Genomic DNA, 19148 nt, shown 5'->3' with positions numbered 1-19148 from the left:
TCAATCTTCAAAGATTGGTAAACCGGCTGAAGTGTTGCGGTTTACAGAGAGCAAGAAAAAAGCTTGCTCTTACTCACTTTTAAAAGAAGGTGAACCGGATTGAAGCGTTCCGGTTCATGGCGAGCAAGGAGTGCGCTTGCTCTTGATCACTTAAATTTGCTTAGTTTGTCACCGAACAGGTCGCCCAGTGTTACGTTCATGCCCTGATTGCTCAGTGAAACGTTAGGGTTGTTGATTTCTTCTTGCTTCGGAGCCTTAGATTTGTTTTCGCGTGGTGCTTTTGGCTCTTCTGCTGGTGCTTCTTCTGTTTCTTTGATGCTCAGGCTAACACGTTTTTCGGAAGGATTTACATCCAGTACTTTTACAGTAACGGTTTGTCCTTCTTCCAGTACTTCTTGCGGAGTACCGATGTGTTTGTGGGAGATCTGGGAAATGTGAACCAGACCTTCTACACCTGGAGCGATCTCAACGAACGCACCGAAGGTTACCAGACGTTTTACTTCGCCAGTAACAACATCGCCTGTGTGGAACTTGTCAGCAGCGGATTCCCAAGGACCTGGTTGAGCTGCTTTGATGCTCAGACTGATTTTGCCTTTTTCTGGATCAACGCGAAGTACTTTTACTTTTACTTCGTCGCCTTCGGACAGTACGTCAGCTGGTTTGTCTACATGTGTCCAAGCGATCTCGGATACGTGTACCAGACCGTCTACGCCGCCTACATCAACGAAAGCACCGAATTGAGTCAGACGCTGTACAGTACCTGTCAGCTCTTGACCTTCTTTCAGGTTTTCCATGATGGATTGCTTGTTCGCTTCGTATTCAGCTTCCAGCACGTCTTTTTGGGACAGAATCACTTTGTTGTTTTCGCGATCCAGCTCTTTTACTTTAACGCGCAGTGTGCGGCCTTTGTAATCGCTGAAATCTTCTACAAAATGACGCTCTACCATCGATGCAGGAATGAATCCACGAGCACCAACGTCAGCTACCAGTCCGCCTTTTACAACGTCAGACACAGTAACTTCGAATACTTCACCAGCTTCAAAACGCTGTTCCAGTGTTTCCCAAGCGTTTTCGCTATCGATTGCACGTTTGGACAGAACGAGGCTCTCTTTATCGTCGTTGATGCTGACAACCTTGCATTCTACTTCTTGTCCAACCTGTACCGCATCAGCAGCGCTGTCTACGTGTACTGATGAAAGTTCACGAACTGGAATAATACCGTCATATTTATATCCAATACTTACATAAGCTTGATTATCTTCGATTTTGACGATTGTTCCGGTAACCGTGTCACCTTTGTTTACAGACACCACTTGCTCCAGTGCCTCCTGGTTAGTAACTTCGGTAGTTTCTTGGTTATTGTTTTCTTCCGACATGTCAATACCCTCCTCAATTCAAATCCCATTTATTTAAACTTGTACAAATGCTAGCAATCTTAATCATGCTTCATTTGCCGAGTTCAAAACACTTATTATTGATTTTGCTTCATGAGCTGACGAATCTCAGCCATAATTTTGTCGGTTGCTTCCTCGGCAGTTCCTGTTGCTTCCTTGCCTTTATAAGCAGTCAGATCAACAGGCGGTCCGTAGACAACCTTGATTTTGCTGAACAGCTTGTACTGTCCGATAATAGCGACCGGTACCACTGCTGCATCACTCCGTAGAGCGAATACTGCTGCACCCTTCTTCGCAGCTACACTTTGTGAATTACGAGTACCTTCAGGGAATATCCCCATGATACCTCCTTCACGAAGTACAGTTAGCGCTGTACGGATCGAATCTTTACTAATCCCTCCGCGCTTGACTGGAAAGGCACCCAGCTTGTTAATGATTGGCCCTAGCACTGGCACCTTGAATAGCTCCTCCTTCGCCATAAAGCGAACTGGACGCTTGATAAAAATGCCGACAATCGGCGGGTCCAGGTAGCTGATATGGTTTGAGCACAAAAGTACTCCACCCTCAGCAGGAATGTGTTCGGTTCCAATGATTTTTATTCTGAATAATACCCTGTAGACAATACGAAGCACGGCACGAGCGAATCGGTAAAATGTCATCGGGTCTGCCCTGCCATTGCGGTATGAGCAAGCTCCAAAATGCGCGTTGCTACCTCATCAATGCCCATCGTTGTTGTATCTAGAACGATCGCATCATCTGCACATACAAGCGGCGAGAATTCACGCTGCTCGTCGAGCTGATCACGCTGTGCAATCTCCTGTTCCAGCTGCTCCAGTGTAATACTCTCGGAAGCGTCCATTTCGGCAAAACGACGTCTTGCACGCTCCTGAACGGTTGCCGTCATAAATATTTTTAGTTCGGCATCCGGAAGCACATGAGAGCCGATATCGCGGCCATCCATTACAACACCTTTGCGTGAAGCCATATGACGTTGAATGGTGGATAGCTGCAAGCGAACGCCTTCAATTTGTGCATATCGCGATACACTACGATTCACCGCAAGCGTGCGGATCTCGGATGTAACATCGATCTCATTAACCAGAACTTTTTGCCCATTTTCATCGGGTATTAATTCAATCACCAGTTTTTGTGCTTCTTGAAGCACGTTTTCGGCATTTTCAGGCTCAATATTTAATTGAAGCATATGCCATGTTACAGCGCGATACATTGCTCCTGTATCTACATAAATGTAGCCAAGTCGCGTAGCGACTCTACGGGCAATTGTACTTTTCCCCGCGCCGGCGGGTCCATCAATTGCAATGTTGATCTTCCCGTTGTTTTGCAAATCCTGGCGTTCCAAGCGGGAACTCCCCCTCAACCTTATACTCCATTTCAATAAAAAAACAGGCGAAGCCTGCGTCAAGCAAATTATAACACAGTCGATACTAACATGCAAAAGCGCCAGTTACTTATGGATTCCGAAAATCAAACTGTCGTTCAAAGCAATAGCGGATGAGCTTTTGCCGATCCGGCTCTGCAAGGAATGTATATTCGATTCTGCAGCGCGGCGATTCCTGCTTCCCGTCTCCTGCATGCAGCACGACAGCTTCGAGTGGCACATGCTCAATAGCTCCATTTTTCATATGGATCAATAGCCAGCATTCCAGCTCATCTCCACTACGTAGCTGATGCCCTTTTTCAAGCAGCAACACCAGATTACCTGCGCTCACCTCAGAAGTCATCGCTGTAAAACGGTGGTCTCCTTGCTTAACTGCCACCTCGATCGATGCCTTTACACGCAAATACTGACGTCTTGGTGTAACCGTCAGCTCATTATCTAGCGGACGCCGCAAAATAGCTGTCTCTGTCCCAGCATCATAGTGTGTAATCTCACTATCAAAATAGTGCTTCGTTCCATCGGTTAATGTAATAAAGCCGCTTACTAACTGCCCCTGCTCGACTGCTCGCTTCTGCTGCTGGGTGTTAGTAAGCTGCCCGATATGTATGTACTGCTGATCAACGAGGGTCATATCAGCAGCATAAAGCTCTGATGGCTCGCCTGCATCTCCTGTTCCAAAATCCAGATATAAACGCTCTGATTGTCTCCAATCCATCGTAAGCACTCCCCGACCCGTCAATTTGAACCAAGCGTATTGCCTGCTTACTTCTTAACATAATATGAAAAGACGGATTTCACAATACCGTTACCGGCTGCAAAATCCGTCTTCTATCGATTACGTATTGATTTCTTCCTCGCGCTTCACAAACCGTAGTGGTGAACGGCTATTCGCACGAGCGATCTTGAGCATACCACCGTACCATAGGAACAGCATAAGCGGTACGATGTACCAAAGCCAGTTCTGGGTGAACGTGTTCAAAATGAAATCATACACGCCATGCCAGAAAATCGGCAGGATCAGCGACAGCAGGATGACCCAGCGTCGCTTGCGCGAATTCGTGTTGAATTTGGCTTTGCCCATATAATAGCCCATAATCACACCGAACAATGCATGTCCGGATACCGGCAGCAGCCCGCGTCCAAGCAAGGACATGATCGACATCGAGTTATACAGGGCATACAGTACATTTTCCAATGTAGCGAAGCCTAGACCGATCGCTACCGCATACACAATACTGTCATACGGCTCGTCAAACTCGGTATGGTTGTACAAAATATGATACAGTATGAACCATTTGATCGTTTCCTCTACACCGGAGGAAATAATAAACGAATCCACATATGGATTATCGCCAAGCCCCAAAATGAGCGCCCGCTGAATAATCATGATCGGAAAGACGATAGCAATACCAAACACAAAAAAGCGGGCGACCAAATGCAGCGGCTCGGTGTCATACTTATCCTTCAGGTAAAAATAAATCAATAGCGCAATGCCCGGAGCGATTGCAGCCATGAGAACTGAAAATAAAGACACCCGTATACCCCCTCATTAATATAGCCCTGCGACCGGCAACATCACCGTAGCATGCGAACAGGAACTCCTTCCGGTCAGCTAGGACTATTCAGAATGAAGGACTACCCGGATGCCTTGTTTTCAATCAGTCATTGCGTTTGAAATGTTCGCAAATGGTCTGAATCGCGTTCTCAGACATAACGACTTTTCCATATTCGTCCAGCACGGCTTCAGTCAGTGATGTTGCATCACCAAACTCAGCCAGTACGGCGATCAACGCGGCATGCTTGGACATGTCCACATCCGCGGGATCAAGCGTGAATACCCATTGGTCTCTGTAATGATACAGTCGACCAGCTTCGGTTACATTTTGCGATAATGTATGTGCTGCTTCGATTAACGTCTCAAAATCCTTAAAGGAATACGCGATAAAATCGGTTTCCTCCAGTGTGACTTCCATTTCGTATATCTCATCTGCCAGATCATCTTCGTTCATCGTACCGAGATGCTGATCATATTTACCGCGAGTAACGATCACTACCATGCCCTGCGCTGGAAGTGCAAATACTTCAACAGCCAGAGGACCAGTAGCATCAAATCCAAGCTCTGTATAGGCCTGATCCATCATTTCAGTGAACAGGTCATGCACCTTGGGAATCTCCTGCCACATATCTTCCTTTTGAATCCCGCGCTCAGTCAGATCGTCAAACGTAAGGAAAATCCGTATTTTGTCTGAGCTCAATCTTTCTATTTTCATGATAGGATCCCCCTTAAAAACATAGGTTATGACAACGGTGAATGACCGGTCATTTATTCCCTATTCATTTGATGATAAATATAGCGATGCTATATTCACTATGTTACCATTTATTATCCGCAAATGCACGTAATAAAACGCTTCGGACATAATTCCTCGATTTGGTGCGGAATTCCGGCATAAATCAACCATTTATGATTCATCAAACGAATGTTAAGGTTAATAGGATGCCGTGCGTTTACGAGATGTAAAATTAGAGGAACGGTTGATTTTCTGTTCCTTTTATGGGTTTAATTTACATAGCGATGCGTACATGTGATCAACACGCACCCCAATACATAATGGAAAAGAGCTGAATATGATGAAAAGCAAAACAGCAGCCTGCATGCTTCTCTCGCTTCTGATATTATCCGCGTGCAGCAGTCCCGCAACCAACCAGAGTGCTCCAGCAGAGAACACCAGTCAGCAAAGTGAGAACGCTCCAGCTGCTTCTACTGGCAATGAAGGCGCGGCAAACGATGAAGCGAGCTCCAATGGCAGCGGCGATACGACGGCAGCAGGCTCGACCGATACTACAGCTTCATCCACTACTGGAGGAGCAGCGACTGGCAACAATGAGGGTACCGCTGCTACTGGCGACAAGGCAGAGGTAGCCTACACGTACCATATGAACAAAAGCTATAACATCGTACCGAATGAAGAATCCGAAGCCACTCCGAAAAAAGTCGTTTTGCTCACATTTGACGATGGTCCCAAGGACGAAAAAATGATTAACAGTATGATGGACACGCTGGATAAGCACAATGCGAAGGCGATTTTCTTCGTGAATGGCTATCGGATTAAAAGCCATCCAGAGCTGCTGAAGCTGATTCATGATCGCGGCGGTGTTATCGGTAATCATACATATGATCATATCGTGCTGAAAAAGGAATCGAAAGCAAAGGTGACTCAGCAGATCGAGGACACCCAGACATTGATTGAGAAAACGATTAATGTCTCTCCACGCTTCCTGCGCGCACCAAATGGCGCTACCAACGATACGGTGCATGAGCTTGCGAAAAAGCATGACATGCTCTACATGAACTGGTCGGTCGGCTCACTGGACTGGGTCAATCAGAAAGACCCGGATGCGGTAATTACGAACGTTATGGATCAGCTTCATTCCGGCAGCATTATCTTGATGCATGAGCTGCCGTGGACGGTTGAGGCTCTGGATCGCCTGCTGACCAAGCTGGAAGCCAAAGGCTATACCTTTGTTGATCCGAATGTGATTGATAATAAGGTGCAATAAAGGCAGCTTCCAACCAGTAACTGATAAAGAAGCCAAAAAACGCAGAGCCGGATCATCATCCGCACTCTGCGTTTTTTGCTATGTTTATCGTTCGCTGAAGCGAGCTACCATAGAAGCGGCACTTACTCTCCTGCTAACTCACATCATCAGCTGCTTGAACCAGCTCCATGTGAGCGTGAAGCCTGACAGCTTAAAGCCCCACCAGAGCAGCATCCCTGTAAGCACAACAAACATAAAGATCAGGTAACCGTAGAAAAATTTTGCTAGCTTGATTTTACGAGATGGATAGATCGTGCTGCGAGGCGCGTACTCCTTATCCTCTTCTTCTTCCTCTTCACCAAGCTCATGCTCTGCGGCTTCTCCGTTTGGTTGTAATGGTTGATATGACGCTTTCCTTACCGTTCGTGATGACCGATTACTACGACCTCCAGGCACCTTAATTCGCCCGCTCGTAAGTAAACCTTCATCCCGATGAGTTCCATAGCGTTCCAACCTGCTTAGACGTTCGCTCATTTTTCCCTCCGCAACGAAATAATCAGACCGGATATCAGGTCAATCATAAAATGACATAAGATAGGTGCCCATAATGTACCGGATTCAATATAAATATACCCAAGCGCATAGCTACTGACAAACACCCAGCCTGTAGGAATCCAATGACGTAGATAGCGAAAGTGAATCGCCGCAAACAAAATGCTCGTCCAGTACGGTCCAAACGCATATTGAATCGCACCACGGAACAACAATTCCTCACAGATGCCGACCATGAGGGTAATGATGATAATATGCCATAACGGACGATTTTTAAAAATCATCTCGTTGATGCCGCCATCGTCCATACTGCTCTCCGGCACAATACGTGAGATAAATAGATCAACCAGCAACATGGCTGCTGCAAGCCCTAGCCCCCACCAGATAAACTCGAAGCCTGGCGGTAAAACGAGCAGCGAGAACGGATTACGTCCTTGCAGCCAGATCCAGATCAGACCAGCAATCAGCGTGATGCCCTGTGTTAAATACAAATTAGCAAGCAACAGACGATCTGTAAGTTGTCCGGGTTGTACCCGTTGTAATTTGAATGAACGGAACTTCTTCTTTTTCATAATCACGATCCTTTGGATGACGGAGCACACGGTGAGGTGACCGTTTAGTCTGGAGATAACTATTCCTACATACGCTCCGGATGGCAAGAAGTCGCACCCTTATGTAATACTGAATATATGGCAAAACAATTCCTCGCCAGTCAGCAATACAGCATTCCGAGCATGTATTATAGCATGTTCATTAGAGCTGTCGAAGCCCCTTTGTACAAATCGTTCGCTGTGCCCATAGAAGCGATCGATCACAGGTACCAATACGCCTATTTTTGTCGTCCAGCACAGTTATGATTGTATTATCTCACATTCCTGCGTTACAATAAAAGCCAGATACAGCGAATACGTATGTTATGACGAGTGAGTCACTTTAATATTCGTGTTTTTAATTTAAAATCGTTATTGACATGCTATGTAACCCATGATACATTATGAAACAATTAAATCAACACGAACGCCAATGAAGGAGAAAAGCTTCAGTTCAGGTTTTCAGAGAGCCGGTGGTTGGTGCAAACCGGTAAGCCTGTCGTCGCTTTGAGCGCTCCGGAGTCACTGTATTGAACATATTAGTAGGTACAGTCGGATGATCCCGTTAACGATCCGGTCAAGTTCCAGCTTGACCATAAGGCTTGCTCTTGTGAGAGAGCAGCGAATTAGGGTGGTACCACGATAGCTCTCGTCCCTTTGCTACGATCGTAGTATGCGGATGAGTGCTTTTTTTGTATGAATTTTGCTTCGATGCGTTACTGCGTTCATCCACTAATCAGTCATAGTTAATCAAAACCTCGAACAGGGCATATGCGCCCCAAACAATGATCTTCCATGCTTCAGACAGACCCTATTTAATATTAACATTTGCTACTGCGTGTCAGCGCTGGCGACAGTAACAGATGTTCATATAAATTTTGCTGTACTTTACAAGTTACAATGACCCATCATACGTACAATGACGAAGGAATGACCATTTTGGAGGAGGAACAATAACATGTTTAAGGTACTGGTATCCGATCCGATCAGCGATCTGGGAATTCAACAGCTGGTGGATGCAAACGATATTGAGGTAGACAAAAAGACAGGCCTCAGTGAAGATGAGCTCGTTGCGATTATTGGTGAATATGATGCACTGCTCGTACGCAGTCAAACAACCGTTACCGCTCGTATTATGCAAGCTGCAACGAAGCTGAAGGTTGTTGGACGCGCAGGTGTTGGTGTTGACAATATCGATCTGGAAGCTGCTACACAGAGTGGGATTATCGTTATCAACGCTCCAGATGGTAATACGATTACAACGTGTGAGCATACCTTTGCTATGATGATGGCGCTAGCGCGTCATATTCCACAGGCGTATGCCAAAACCATCGGTGGTACATGGGATCGTAAATCATTCCTCGGTGTCGAGCTGCGTAACAAAACACTGGGCGTACTCGGTATGGGACGCATCGGTAGCGAGGTAGCCAAGCGTGCAAAAGCATTCGGTATGGACATTCTCGGTTATGATCCATTCCTTACGCAGGAGCGTGCGGAGAAAATGGGCGTGAAGCTGGCGAGCGTAGATGATATTTTGCAACATGCAGACTTTATGACGGTGCATACACCACTAACACCGGAGACGAAGCATATGATCTCCACTCCACAATTTGCCATCATGAAAAAAGGCATGCGCATCGTGAACTGTGCACGCGGCGGTGTTGTGGATGAGCTGGCACTTGTTGAAGCGATCAATGCAGGCATTGTAGCCGGCGCAGCGTTCGACGTATTTGAAAGTGAGCCACCACAGGCAGATCACCCATTCCTGCACAATCCGAACATTATCGTAACGCCTCACCTGGGTGCTTCGACTGTAGAAGCACAGGAAAACGTAGCGATCGACGTGTCCGAGCAGGTGCTGCATATTTTGCGTGATGAGCCGTTCAAAAATGCAGTCAACATGCCTCCCGTGGCAGCTAGCGTCATGAACAAGCTACAGCCATACTTCGGTCTGGGTGAAAAGCTGGGTAGCTTTGCTGCTCAAATCTCCGCACAGGCGATTCAGGAAATCCGTATCGACTATGCAGGTGAGCTGTCCGAGGTGGATACACAGCCGCTGACACGCTATATTTTGAAAGGCATTTTGTCCCGTCATCTGGGCTCGGAAGCGAACATCGTGAACTCGCTTCATCTGGCAAAGGTGCGCGATCTGAATGTGATCGTGACGAGCGCTCCATCCACTCGCGGCTTTACGAACCTGATCACGGTGACACTAACTGCACAGGATGGCAGCACACAGCAAGTAGCCGGTACACTGCTGAGTGGCTATGGCGAGCGTATCGTACGCATTAACGACTACTCGGTTGACGTATTGCCAGCCGGTCACCAGATTCTCGTATCGCACACGGATAAACCAGGTATCATCGGTAATGTCGGTTCCCTGCTCGGTCAAAAGAACGTCAACATCGCGTCCATGCAAGTGGGACGTAAAATCGAGGGCGGCGAAGCGATTATGATTCTGACCGTCGATAAGGATGTACCGAAAGATGTGCTGGTTGGATTGGTTGAGCTGCCGAATCTGAATACGGCACAGGTTGTTGTACTCGTATAATAGAAGGATTCGTATTCTTACCGTTATGTGAGTGTATGTATTAAATAGATCATTGAGATTGCAACTATAGCTAGATTAAAGCCTGCTATCGCGCAAATCGGAACATGGTTGTATCGTCCTCTATCGCACGGGACGAGGATCATTTCAGGTTAGTATCGATAGCAGGCTATTATTTTATGAGCCAGTGAACGATATATATAAGAAGTAGGTCATTGCAATTCCTTACTACTATTTCACATCCATATTACATACTAGGAGTTTTTAAACGATGTCGATTGATTTTAATGTGTACTGGTTTCATTTTAGTTCGCCTTTACTGGCACCTCTATTTGCTCTGGTCGGATTGCTGATGCTGTATCTCGCCTTTTAATGCTGAAAAAGCACCGATATCGCAAAAGACATTGGATACGTACGACAGGTACAGTCATCGATGCCAATCTGGATATCGATGTGGATATTACGCCGTTTGATCGTGAAGATCCTGTGGACACTCGGTATACACGCGAATTGAAGATCGAATTTTATACCGCTTCCGGTCAACGCATTCAATTTTGGAATCCGTACAGCACCAGCGTTTCCTTCCAGCGTCTTGGCAAGCGAATCAATATTATATACAATCCACAGCGTCCACAGCAAGCCATCATTGCAAGCGGCGTGAATGGTGCTGGCTGTATGATTACCGCGATTATTTTGATGGGTCTGGCATTTATAGCAGGTGGTATTCTGGGCATAATGTTATAGAAGTAACCAACTGAACGAAACCGAATACCATAACAAAAAGCCTCTGTCATAGCGTTAATGTGGCTCTCTACATGTTCATTTGCCAACCCGTAAGGGTTTCTAATGTCCATTTTAAAAAGGCACATCAACGCGTGACAGAGGCTTTTTAATATCGTTACTATCGTTACATCCTATACTTCAACTTTTAAATAGATTAAATGGTCTTAATATGGGCACTATCTATCCGGTTAAACTCGATGAGCATCATATTACTATACACGATTCGTATGACGCACCGGTAGCAATAACGTAAAGGTTGTTCCCTTCCCTACCTCGCTATCCGCATGAATTGTCCCATGATGTGCTTCGACAATGTTGCGTACAATGGCAAGCCCCAGTCCTGTACCACCAGATTCACCGCGCACACGTGCTTTATCCGCTTTATAAAAGCGTTCAAATATATGCGGCAGATCCTCCTGTGGAATACCGGCTCCAGTATCCGTAAACGTTACCTTCACCTGCTCATCCTTGAGCACTGCCTGTACGGTTACCTGTCCACCTGCTGGTGTATGACGGAATGCATTGTCGAGCAGATTCGTAAATACCTGCTCTAAGCGATCTGTATCCGCTTCAATGAGTAGGGGCGTTGGCTGGCAGCCTGCCTCCAGCTTCAGATCGCGTTCCTTCGCACGCACAGAAAATTTACGATCCATACGTTCAATGAGCTCATTCAGCTTCATTTCGCCGAAGCTCATATCCATATGCCCGGCTTCCATACGCGATAGATCGAGCAAATCCTGTACGAGACGGCTCATTCGCAGCGATTCCTCGTAGATCACCTGTACCAGCTCATCGCTCTCTTCCTTCGAGGAAGCCATGCCATCGAGCAATGCCTCACTGTAGCCCTGAATCATTTGCAGTGGTGTGCGAATCTCATGCGATGCATTCGCTACAAAGTCACGCAGCATCTTCTCGGTACGCACCTCTTCGGTTACGTTACGCAATACAGATACTGTACCGTGCACATCATTAGCTGAATAGAGCGGGGTCATATTGACTGCCCAAACCTGCTGCTTCACATGAATATTGGAGCTTTCCTCCTGACGTTCGCGAATGACACGCTCAAACAGCGGATAGAGCGGCTCCGGTACACGTGATACCGCTGTGGCTGTATGGGTATCATCGTCCTCCTGCCCACCATGTTCCCAGCCTGTTTTATGCCAGCTATCCATAATCATCTCGCCCAGCGGATTATGCAAAATCATATTGCCCTGCTTGTCAAAGGTAATAACAGCGTCGCCCATACTACGCAGTACACTCGCCATTTGCTCCTTTTCCAGCTGTAGGCTCTGAATATTGCGCTCCAGTTCCTCTGCCATATGATTAAAGGCACTTGCCAGCTGACCGATCTCATCACTCGTGTGCAGGGCGACGCGCGTATTGTACTTTCCTTTACGGATCGCATCGGTTGCCTGAATAAGCTGTTGCATCGGCTGTGTAATCTTAGTCAGCAAAAATAGGGCAAAAAATGTCGTCATCGTAAAGCCGATAATCGACACATACGTAAACAACCGCTTAATCGCATCCGAATTTGTAAAATTCGTATCGATATATGGCAGCAAAAATAGCCCCAGTGTCAGCAGCACACAGGCAACGAGCCCGCTAATCGTCAGCCATAGCTTACCGACAAGTGTTCTCCAGAAATCCACGTTACTTCGGTACCTCTAGCTTGTAGCCTACACCCCAGACAGTAGTAATCATCGCGGCTGACTCAGGAGAGACTTTATTTAATTTTTCACGCAAACGCTTGACGTGCGTATCGACTGTACGCAGGTCGCCAAAGAACTCATAGTTCCATACATCCTTGAGCAATTCCTCACGCGAAAATACTTTATCCGGCGAGGTTGCCAGGAAGTGCAGCAGCTCATATTCCTTCGGCGTTAAGCTAATCTCATGCCCACTTGCCATAACGCGGTGTGCATCATGCTCGATGATTAGATTCGGGAATACGATGTTATTGCTCGAATTGCTGTCCTGAGACAGATACGCAGTCGCTGATGAACGGCGCATAATCGCCTTCACCCGGTAAATGACTTCGCGCGGACTGAATGGTTTGACTACATAGTCATCCGCACCGACTTCAAAGCCCTGTACGCGGTTGACCTCCTCGCCTTTCGCAGTCAGCATCAGCACAGGTGTCGATTTGGACTGGCGCAGACGATTACATACTTCAATGCCATCGATGCCTGGTAGCATCAGATCCAGCATAATTAGACCGTAGTCGTCGGCAAGCGCTTTACGTAGCGCCGTTTCGCCATCCTCAGCCTCTTCAATTTCATAGCCTTCTTTTTCAAGATACATGCGCAGCAGACGGCGAATACGCTCTTCGTCATCTACTACGAGAATACGATTCATTGGTTCACTCATTACCTGAGGCCTCCTAGCTGTGCGACGAAATATCCGGTCGATACCGGATGGATTGTCTTTAGTCAATGTAAGTCGTATAACAGAAGCAGAATGCTATGCGATCCTCACTCCAAAAGTATAGATCCACATCGCTATGTAGCCGTTCTATTATACGTAAAACAAGAAGTAAGCCAACTTGGAGCAGAATGATGATACAAGTTGGCTTACTCTACTGCCTTATTGCAGGTTATTGCTTAATTCCTTTGTGCAGCTGATCGATTTCTTCCTTTGTTAGCGGGCGATAAATACCACGCTTCAAATTGCCAATAAGCAGCTCACCAAAGGAAATACGTTTCAGTCTAATAACCTTATGTGATAGTGCGTCAAACATCCGGCGAATCTGACGGTTCTTACCCTCGTAGATCGTTACACGAATGGTCGCCTGCTTCTTATCGGTATCCACGTCATAATAGTCCGCTTCTGCTGGCTTGGTCATACCATCTTCAAGCTGAATCCCACGGCGGAATTTCTCCAGCGCTTCACCATGTGGTACACCTTCGACTGTAACGAGATACGTCTTCGGTACGTGGTGCCTTGGGTGCGTCAGCTTATTCGCCAGTTCACCATCATTGGTCAAAATGAGTAATCCTTCAGAGTCATAATCAAGACGTCCGACTGGATATACACGTTCTTTGACGCCCTTCATGTAATCCTGTACTATTTTACGACCTTCTGGATCGGAAGCACTCGTAATGACACCTTTTGGCTTATTTAGCATATAATATACTTTTTTCTCAGCTGCGATGGATCTGCCGTTCACTGTGATCTCATCCACTGTCGGATCAGCCTTTGTTCCAAGCTCGGTCACCACTTCACCATTAACGGTTACTTTACCAGCAAGGATTAACTCCTCACTTTTACGGCGTGAAGCAATCCCAGCCTGAGCCAATATTTTTTGCAATCGTTCCATAATAGTTAATTCACCTCACACTAATGATACTCATACGCGAACAAAATCACAAGACAGGATGTAAATTAGCTGCAATGTCTTTCCAATCGTTTACATAAAAGTACCGTTTCGATTGTTTTTTGTAGAGAGAATGAGGATATGGCTATAAAAACAACCTGTAGATTTTTCTCCAAGTTAAAAGAGAATCTACAGGGTGAAAAGACAGCTTACAGGCTATTTTTATTACGTGCTAGTACAAATGTTTATCGATTAGGAAGGGTTGTTGATCGAGCCATATACATTGCCTACGATACGTGCAGGGAACGCGGGATTCTCGTAAAGATACAATACATAGTCGTAAGGATCGTTTACAATCTTTTGAATCGTCTGATCCGTCGCTTGGTGCTGTAATGGAATACTCATATCTACCGTATAGATATTTTCAGAATCGCCAATTAGCTTAGCACCAGGTGTCTCCACAGATTGAGCTGAAGTGAACAAAGAACGCCATTTTTCAGGTGCTTCCAAACGAAAATAATAAGGATGCTGTCCGCTTTGGATAAATGTTATTGCATCTAACCCTAACTTGTACTCTATATGATACGTCATGGCTTGTTTTTGTTTGTCATATGCAAGCTCAAAATTTTTGATGATCAAGTCGGAGTTCTGCTTAAATTGGTCGCCTGTTAAAAAGTTGGCTTGCTCAGAAGCTTGAAATTGCTTGTCAGATCTATCTTCTTTATGGTTATTGTTCATTGCTTGAGCAGAAATCGTTGTTGAAACTGCTGTAGACTGTGAATGCACGCAGCCAGATAATAGCGACCACGTAATGAATAAAAGGATAGCAGGAATGATTTTAGTTATTGTAGTATACATAGCTTCCTTTCTAGCATGTTTTGTTGCGATGGATCATGCTTTGGGCGTTCTGTATGTATTTCATTTCTTCCTGTCATTATATAACACTAGGAATTCGATACAATATGTAGCTTGGATCATTTTACCGGTCATTCGGTAGCTTATCGTTATGGAGAGTATTGAGGTTATTTCGATCAGAAGATTGTTTCAATCTATCTTTTAAAATTAGCAAATTCCGCTCCCTTTATATATAGAGAGCGGAATTTTGCTGTTATCGACGTCTGCTACATAACTGCAAACGCATATTTTCCTACTATATAGTAGAAAACAGTATGAACAGAGAGCTATTGCATCTTACAGCACAGGTACTATCTATACCATTAAAGCTCAATATAATCCGCCATCGAGGTCACCTTTAAGCCTTCGACGACAGCTGGCGTGAAACGTGCAGTGCTCAAGCCATGCTGTAGTTGTGTAGCATTAGCATCCTTCTGTGGTACAGCAGCCAGCTGATTGAAATAAACGGTATGCGTCTGTCCTGGCAGCAGGTCGAAATAGTTATCGCTGAATTCGCCTGTATTGTCTGCGGAGAGCCATACTTGACGTGCCAGCTTGTCAGTTGTCAGCTTGATCACGCTAACTCCATTTTCCGTCGTTTCTGTTACGGTAAGCTGAGGCTGGCTCAGTGCAACTTCTTTTGCAGGAACGAAGTAGTTCAGCTTGCTATCGATGACCTCGCCTTCATGCTCCAGCTCGACCAGCAATACTGCTTGATGTGGATCAACACCATCCAGCAAATGCTGCTTGGACAGGGACATCTGCTTCACACAATCATTCCCTGCTAGATGGAATGATTGCGGGATTTCTTTGTACAATTCGCCGTCCAGACCAAGCACCTTCACACGCAAGGTCAAGGCAGCAGGTGATAGCACATCCGAGATCGTATAAATATGGAAGTTCTCGCCGTCTGTACCATCGACCGAAACGGCGATATCACGGAAGCTACGTTTCGCATAATAATGAAGGGCCTTCCAACGACCATAGTAGTCCATGCCTGCCCATGAAGCGACCGGCCAGCAATCGTTCATTTGCCAGTATAGTGTTCCCATGCAATATGGCTTGTTGCGACGATGAGCTTCGATTGCCATTTGCATCGCTTCGGCTTGCAGCACCTGGCTCATATACAGGAAGGACGGAAAGTCCTTTGGCTGTGGCAGATATTTATCCATGTATTCCTTGATCAGACGGTTACCCGCCCCATTTTTCTGGTGGCGCAGCATGACTTCGGATTCTAGCTCCAGATCGGATTCCTCCGCATACGTACGTACCGAGCGATATTCCGGGAAGGACTGGAAGCCATATTCGCTCATAAAGCGACCGACATACGAGTTATAATTTTCAAATGGCTCACTGCCATGCCATACGCCCCAATAGTGAATATCTCCGGTATCGGTTAAGGAGCGTGTATGCTGATCAGCATCACCTGTCAGATCAACAAGTGGTGAGGACGGCCAGTATTCTGCGCCTGGGGCCTCTGCTTCGACAACCTCGGGCAATAGCTCATGGAAAATAGCTTCATAATCTGCCCAGATTTTGTTGCGCTGCTCCTCGGTGTAATCCTTTTTCCAGCCCCAACCGCCATTTTCAATATAATGCGCCCATGCGGAATCGATCTCATTGTTTCCGCACCAGAGCACGATCGATGGGTGATTGCGCAGACGACGAATATTATCCTCTGCTTCTGCCTGTACGCTATCGAGGAACTCCTCATCCCCCGGATACATACTGCATGCAAACATAAAGTCCTGCCATACGAGAATCCCGTACTCATCACATAACTCGTAGAACTCATCATTTTCATAAATGCCGCCGCCCCATACGCGTAGCATATTCATATTCGCATCAGCTGCCGAGACAATCTCATGCAAATAACGCTCACGTGTTACACGCGTCAAGAAGCTATCATTCGGAATATGATTGGCACCTTTAGCAAATACAGGTACACCATTTAGCTCAAAATAAAACGATGTGCCTGGCATATCCTCATGCTGCTCACGTACAAGTCGAACCGAGCGCAGTCCGGTACGCACCTCGTGTGTAGCCAGCGGCTGACGACTTCCTTCATCTAATACCTCGGTTGTGAAGGTATACAAATGCGCTTCACCCAGACCTCGTGACCACCACAGACGCGGCTGATCCACAGTGAGCGGCAGCTCAATCACATCTGTGCCTTCCTGTAGCGTCACCTTACGCTCCCAATTGTCTCCATCCGTCTGAATATGTATATTCGCCTCACGTTCACGCTCCGAATATACCTGGATGACCGCAGTTAGCTCTGCTGTTTCGGCTGTTATTTGATCCTGACGGATAAATACACTTTCAATCCGTACATCTGACCATGCCACCAGCTCTGCCTCACGCCAGATTCCACTCGTCACAAAGCGCGGACCCCAGTCCCAGCCATAATGATATGGCGCTTTGCGGGCAAAGATGCTCACGCGCTTATCGCCCAGCTCTCCAACGTCAGACTGATCATTGCTGGCAGGCAACGGATAACCGAGCGCCTCCAGCTTCGGCAGATCCTCCTGAATCGGTGAGCGGAATACGATGCGAAGCGTGTTCTCACCTGACTTCGCATACGCTTTCACATCTGCGCGCCATGTACGAAACATATTGTCTGCGGAGAGCACCAGTTGACCATTTAAGTATACATCTGCGTACGTATCCAATCCGTGAAACACCAGCTCCACATGGGAATGACGAAGCACAGCTTGCTCAATCGTTACCGTCGTTATGTATTCCCAATCCTGCTTATCGATCCACTGCACATCCTTCTCGTTAGTTCCATAAAATGGGTCGGGAATTTTACCGTGCGCAAGTAGATCCGTATGTACTGTTCCAGGTACGGTTGCGGGTAACCACTCTTTGTCGTTCGCTGCTTTAAAACTCCAGTCAGTAAGGGCTTGTCGGTAGGGCGTCAATTGCAAATCGGTCATGGTGAGATCATCCTTTCCAATTGGCTAAAATGTTATGCATACACCTTACTACGACTGCACGCAAGAAGCAAATGAAGGGTTGACAAATTATAGCTCGGAACGTAAAGTTTTATTATTGTGTTTGATAATGATTATCAATTTCAACAAATAAAAGGGGATTAGGAAATGAGAAAATGGTTTTTGCCTTTGATGGTTGTACTCGTATTGATGCTCGCAGCATGTGGTAATGCACAGAGCAATGCAACAACAGGAACGGAAACGAACGGTTCAGGCAGCCAGTCTGGTGAAGCGACAACGACTGAAGCCTCGACGATTACATATCAATCTGAAAATGGTCCGGTTGAAGTGCCTGCCAATCCACAACGTGTAGTGGTGCTGGACGGCTCCGCGGGTACGCTCGCTAAGTTAGGCGTACCTATCGTAGGTGCAGACACATGGACGATGTCCAATCCGAATATGAAGCCTTATCTTGGCAATGCCAAAGAAGTATCGGCTGACAATCTGGAACAAATTATTGAACTAAAACCGGATCTGATTATTACCAGCAGCACGACTAAAAATATCGACAAATTGAAACAACTGGCTCCACTCGTTTCGTTTACGTACAACAAGGTCGACTATCTGACTCAGATTGAGGAAACGGCTAAAGTGGTAAACAAAGCCGAAGAAGGCGCTGCCTGGGTGAAGGACTTCAAAGCACGTGCTACTAAAGCTGGCGAAGAAATTAAAGCCAAAATCGGCGCTGATGCTACTGTATCCGTATTTGAAGTGTATGGTAAAGAAATGTACACCTTCGGAGATGCATGGGGACGCGGTACTGAGATCCTTTATCAGGCAATGGGTCTGAACATGCCGGAAAAAGTAAAAGAAATGACGAAGAAAGATGGGTACTACACCCTATCTGCTGAAGTGTTGCCGGATTATATGGGGGATTATGTATTCTTCAGTAAATATCCAGATTCAGATACATCATTTGAAAGCACCGATACATTCAAAAATATTCCAGCTGTGAAAAATAATCATCTGTATGAAGTGGATGGACGTGGGTTTACATTTAATGATGCAACGACGCTGGACTTGCAGCTGGAGCTGATCAAAAAAGACCTGCTCGGTCAATCCTGATCGTACGAGTAGTAAACTGCACATTGCAACACACAAAAAGGAACGCGGCGATGCGTTCCTTTTTTCCAAATTTA

17 protein-coding genes and 1 other annotated feature are annotated in these 19148 nt (G+C 46.2%); of the genes, 4 read left to right on the top strand and 13 right to left on the bottom strand.

Annotated elements, in window-relative coordinates; translation table 11 throughout:
* Positions 1-146 precede the first annotated feature (146 nt).
* The 6 genes from rpsA to SK066_RS09250 all read right to left on the bottom strand — a co-directional run bounded on the left by rpsA (position 147) and on the right by SK066_RS09250 (position 5063).
* Positions 147-1376, bottom strand: a complete 1230-nt coding sequence (gene rpsA / locus SK066_RS09275) for a 30S ribosomal protein S1 (RefSeq protein WP_188775283.1) — start codon at positions 1374-1376, stop codon at positions 147-149.
* Between the two features lie 95 nt (positions 1377-1471).
* On the bottom strand, positions 1472-2053 hold the full coding sequence (locus SK066_RS09270) for a lysophospholipid acyltransferase family protein (RefSeq protein WP_320544445.1): 582 nt from the start codon (positions 2051-2053) through the stop codon (positions 1472-1474).
* A complete protein-coding gene (gene cmk / locus SK066_RS09265; protein WP_320544444.1) occupies positions 2050-2754 on the bottom strand; it encodes a (d)CMP kinase in 705 nt (234 codons plus the stop codon). The genes SK066_RS09270 and cmk overlap by 4 nt, the downstream gene beginning before the upstream one ends.
* A 109-nt stretch (positions 2755-2863) precedes the next feature.
* Positions 2864-3508 carry a flagellar brake protein gene (locus SK066_RS09260; protein WP_320544443.1) on the bottom strand — a complete coding sequence of 215 codons (645 nt, stop codon included), beginning with the start codon at positions 3506-3508 and terminating at the stop codon, positions 2864-2866.
* A 120-nt stretch (positions 3509-3628) separates the two neighbouring features.
* Entirely contained in the window at positions 3629-4327 is a 699-nt protein-coding gene (gene prsW, locus SK066_RS09255) for a glutamic-type intramembrane protease PrsW (protein WP_188775279.1), read from the bottom strand.
* Between the two features lie 124 nt (positions 4328-4451).
* Entirely contained in the window at positions 4452-5063 is a 612-nt protein-coding gene (locus SK066_RS09250) for a genetic competence negative regulator (protein WP_188775278.1), read from the bottom strand.
* Positions 5064-5421: 358 nt separating this feature from the next.
* Here SK066_RS09250 and SK066_RS09245 point away from each other — a divergent pair, with 358 nt between their 5' ends.
* A complete protein-coding gene (locus SK066_RS09245; protein ID WP_320544442.1) occupies positions 5422-6354 on the top strand; it encodes a polysaccharide deacetylase family protein in 933 nt (310 codons plus the stop codon).
* A 138-nt stretch (positions 6355-6492) separates the two neighbouring features.
* On the opposite strand, the gene SK066_RS09240 is transcribed toward SK066_RS09245, so the two are convergent.
* The gene (locus tag SK066_RS09240; RefSeq protein ID WP_320544441.1) at positions 6493-6867 is read right to left on the bottom strand and encodes a hypothetical protein; all 375 of its coding nucleotides are present in this window, start codon (positions 6865-6867) and stop codon (positions 6493-6495) included.
* Positions 6864-7457: a CPBP family intramembrane glutamic endopeptidase gene (locus SK066_RS09235; RefSeq protein ID WP_250343447.1), complete on the bottom strand. Its 594-nt coding sequence runs from the start codon at positions 7455-7457 to the stop codon at positions 6864-6866. The genes SK066_RS09240 and SK066_RS09235 overlap by 4 nt, the downstream gene beginning before the upstream one ends.
* 442 nt (positions 7458-7899) lie before the next feature.
* Positions 7900-8135, top strand: a binding site (T-box leader).
* 298 nt (positions 8136-8433) lie between these two features.
* Here SK066_RS09235 and serA point away from each other — a divergent pair.
* The gene (gene serA / locus SK066_RS09230) at positions 8434-10026 is read left to right on the top strand and encodes a phosphoglycerate dehydrogenase (RefSeq protein WP_320544440.1); all 1593 of its coding nucleotides are present in this window, start codon (positions 8434-8436) and stop codon (positions 10024-10026) included.
* A 369-nt stretch (positions 10027-10395) separates the two neighbouring features.
* Positions 10396-10767, top strand: coding sequence for a DUF3592 domain-containing protein (locus SK066_RS09225; protein WP_320544439.1), 372 nt, complete (start codon positions 10396-10398; stop codon positions 10765-10767).
* A 251-nt stretch (positions 10768-11018) separates the two neighbouring features.
* Here SK066_RS09225 and SK066_RS09220 read toward each other — a convergent pair whose 3' ends face one another.
* From SK066_RS09220 to SK066_RS09200, 5 genes are all read right to left on the bottom strand, one after another.
* A complete protein-coding gene (locus tag SK066_RS09220; protein ID WP_320544438.1) occupies positions 11019-12455 on the bottom strand; it encodes a HAMP domain-containing sensor histidine kinase in 1437 nt (478 codons plus the stop codon).
* A 1-nt stretch (position 12456) separates the two neighbouring features.
* A complete protein-coding gene (locus SK066_RS09215) occupies positions 12457-13173 on the bottom strand; it encodes a response regulator transcription factor (protein ID WP_188775273.1) in 717 nt (238 codons plus the stop codon).
* Positions 13174-13399: 226 nt separating this feature from the next.
* Positions 13400-14122 (bottom strand): pseudouridine synthase, encoded by a 723-nt coding sequence (locus SK066_RS09210; RefSeq protein ID WP_188775272.1) that lies wholly within the window; start codon positions 14120-14122, stop codon positions 13400-13402.
* A 249-nt stretch (positions 14123-14371) separates the two neighbouring features.
* Positions 14372-14977, bottom strand: a complete 606-nt coding sequence (locus tag SK066_RS09205) for a hypothetical protein (protein WP_320544437.1) — start codon at positions 14975-14977, stop codon at positions 14372-14374.
* A 359-nt stretch (positions 14978-15336) separates the two neighbouring features.
* The gene (locus tag SK066_RS09200; protein WP_320544436.1) at positions 15337-17952 is read right to left on the bottom strand and encodes a beta-mannosidase; all 2616 of its coding nucleotides are present in this window, start codon (positions 17950-17952) and stop codon (positions 15337-15339) included.
* A 165-nt stretch (positions 17953-18117) separates the two neighbouring features.
* Here SK066_RS09200 and SK066_RS09195 point away from each other — a divergent pair, with 165 nt between their 5' ends.
* Complete coding sequence (locus tag SK066_RS09195; RefSeq protein WP_320544435.1) at positions 18118-19074, top strand: iron-hydroxamate ABC transporter substrate-binding protein; 957 nt, start codon at positions 18118-18120, stop codon at positions 19072-19074.
* Positions 19075-19148 lie beyond the last annotated feature (74 nt).

It is taken from the genome of Paenibacillus hunanensis (genome assembly GCF_034055775.1).
Classification (GTDB): Bacteria; Bacillota; Bacilli; order Paenibacillales; family Paenibacillaceae; genus Saccharibacillus; species Saccharibacillus hunanensis.
Note: the sequence above shows the minus strand (reverse complement) of the source record. Positions and strands in the feature narration are given on the sequence as shown.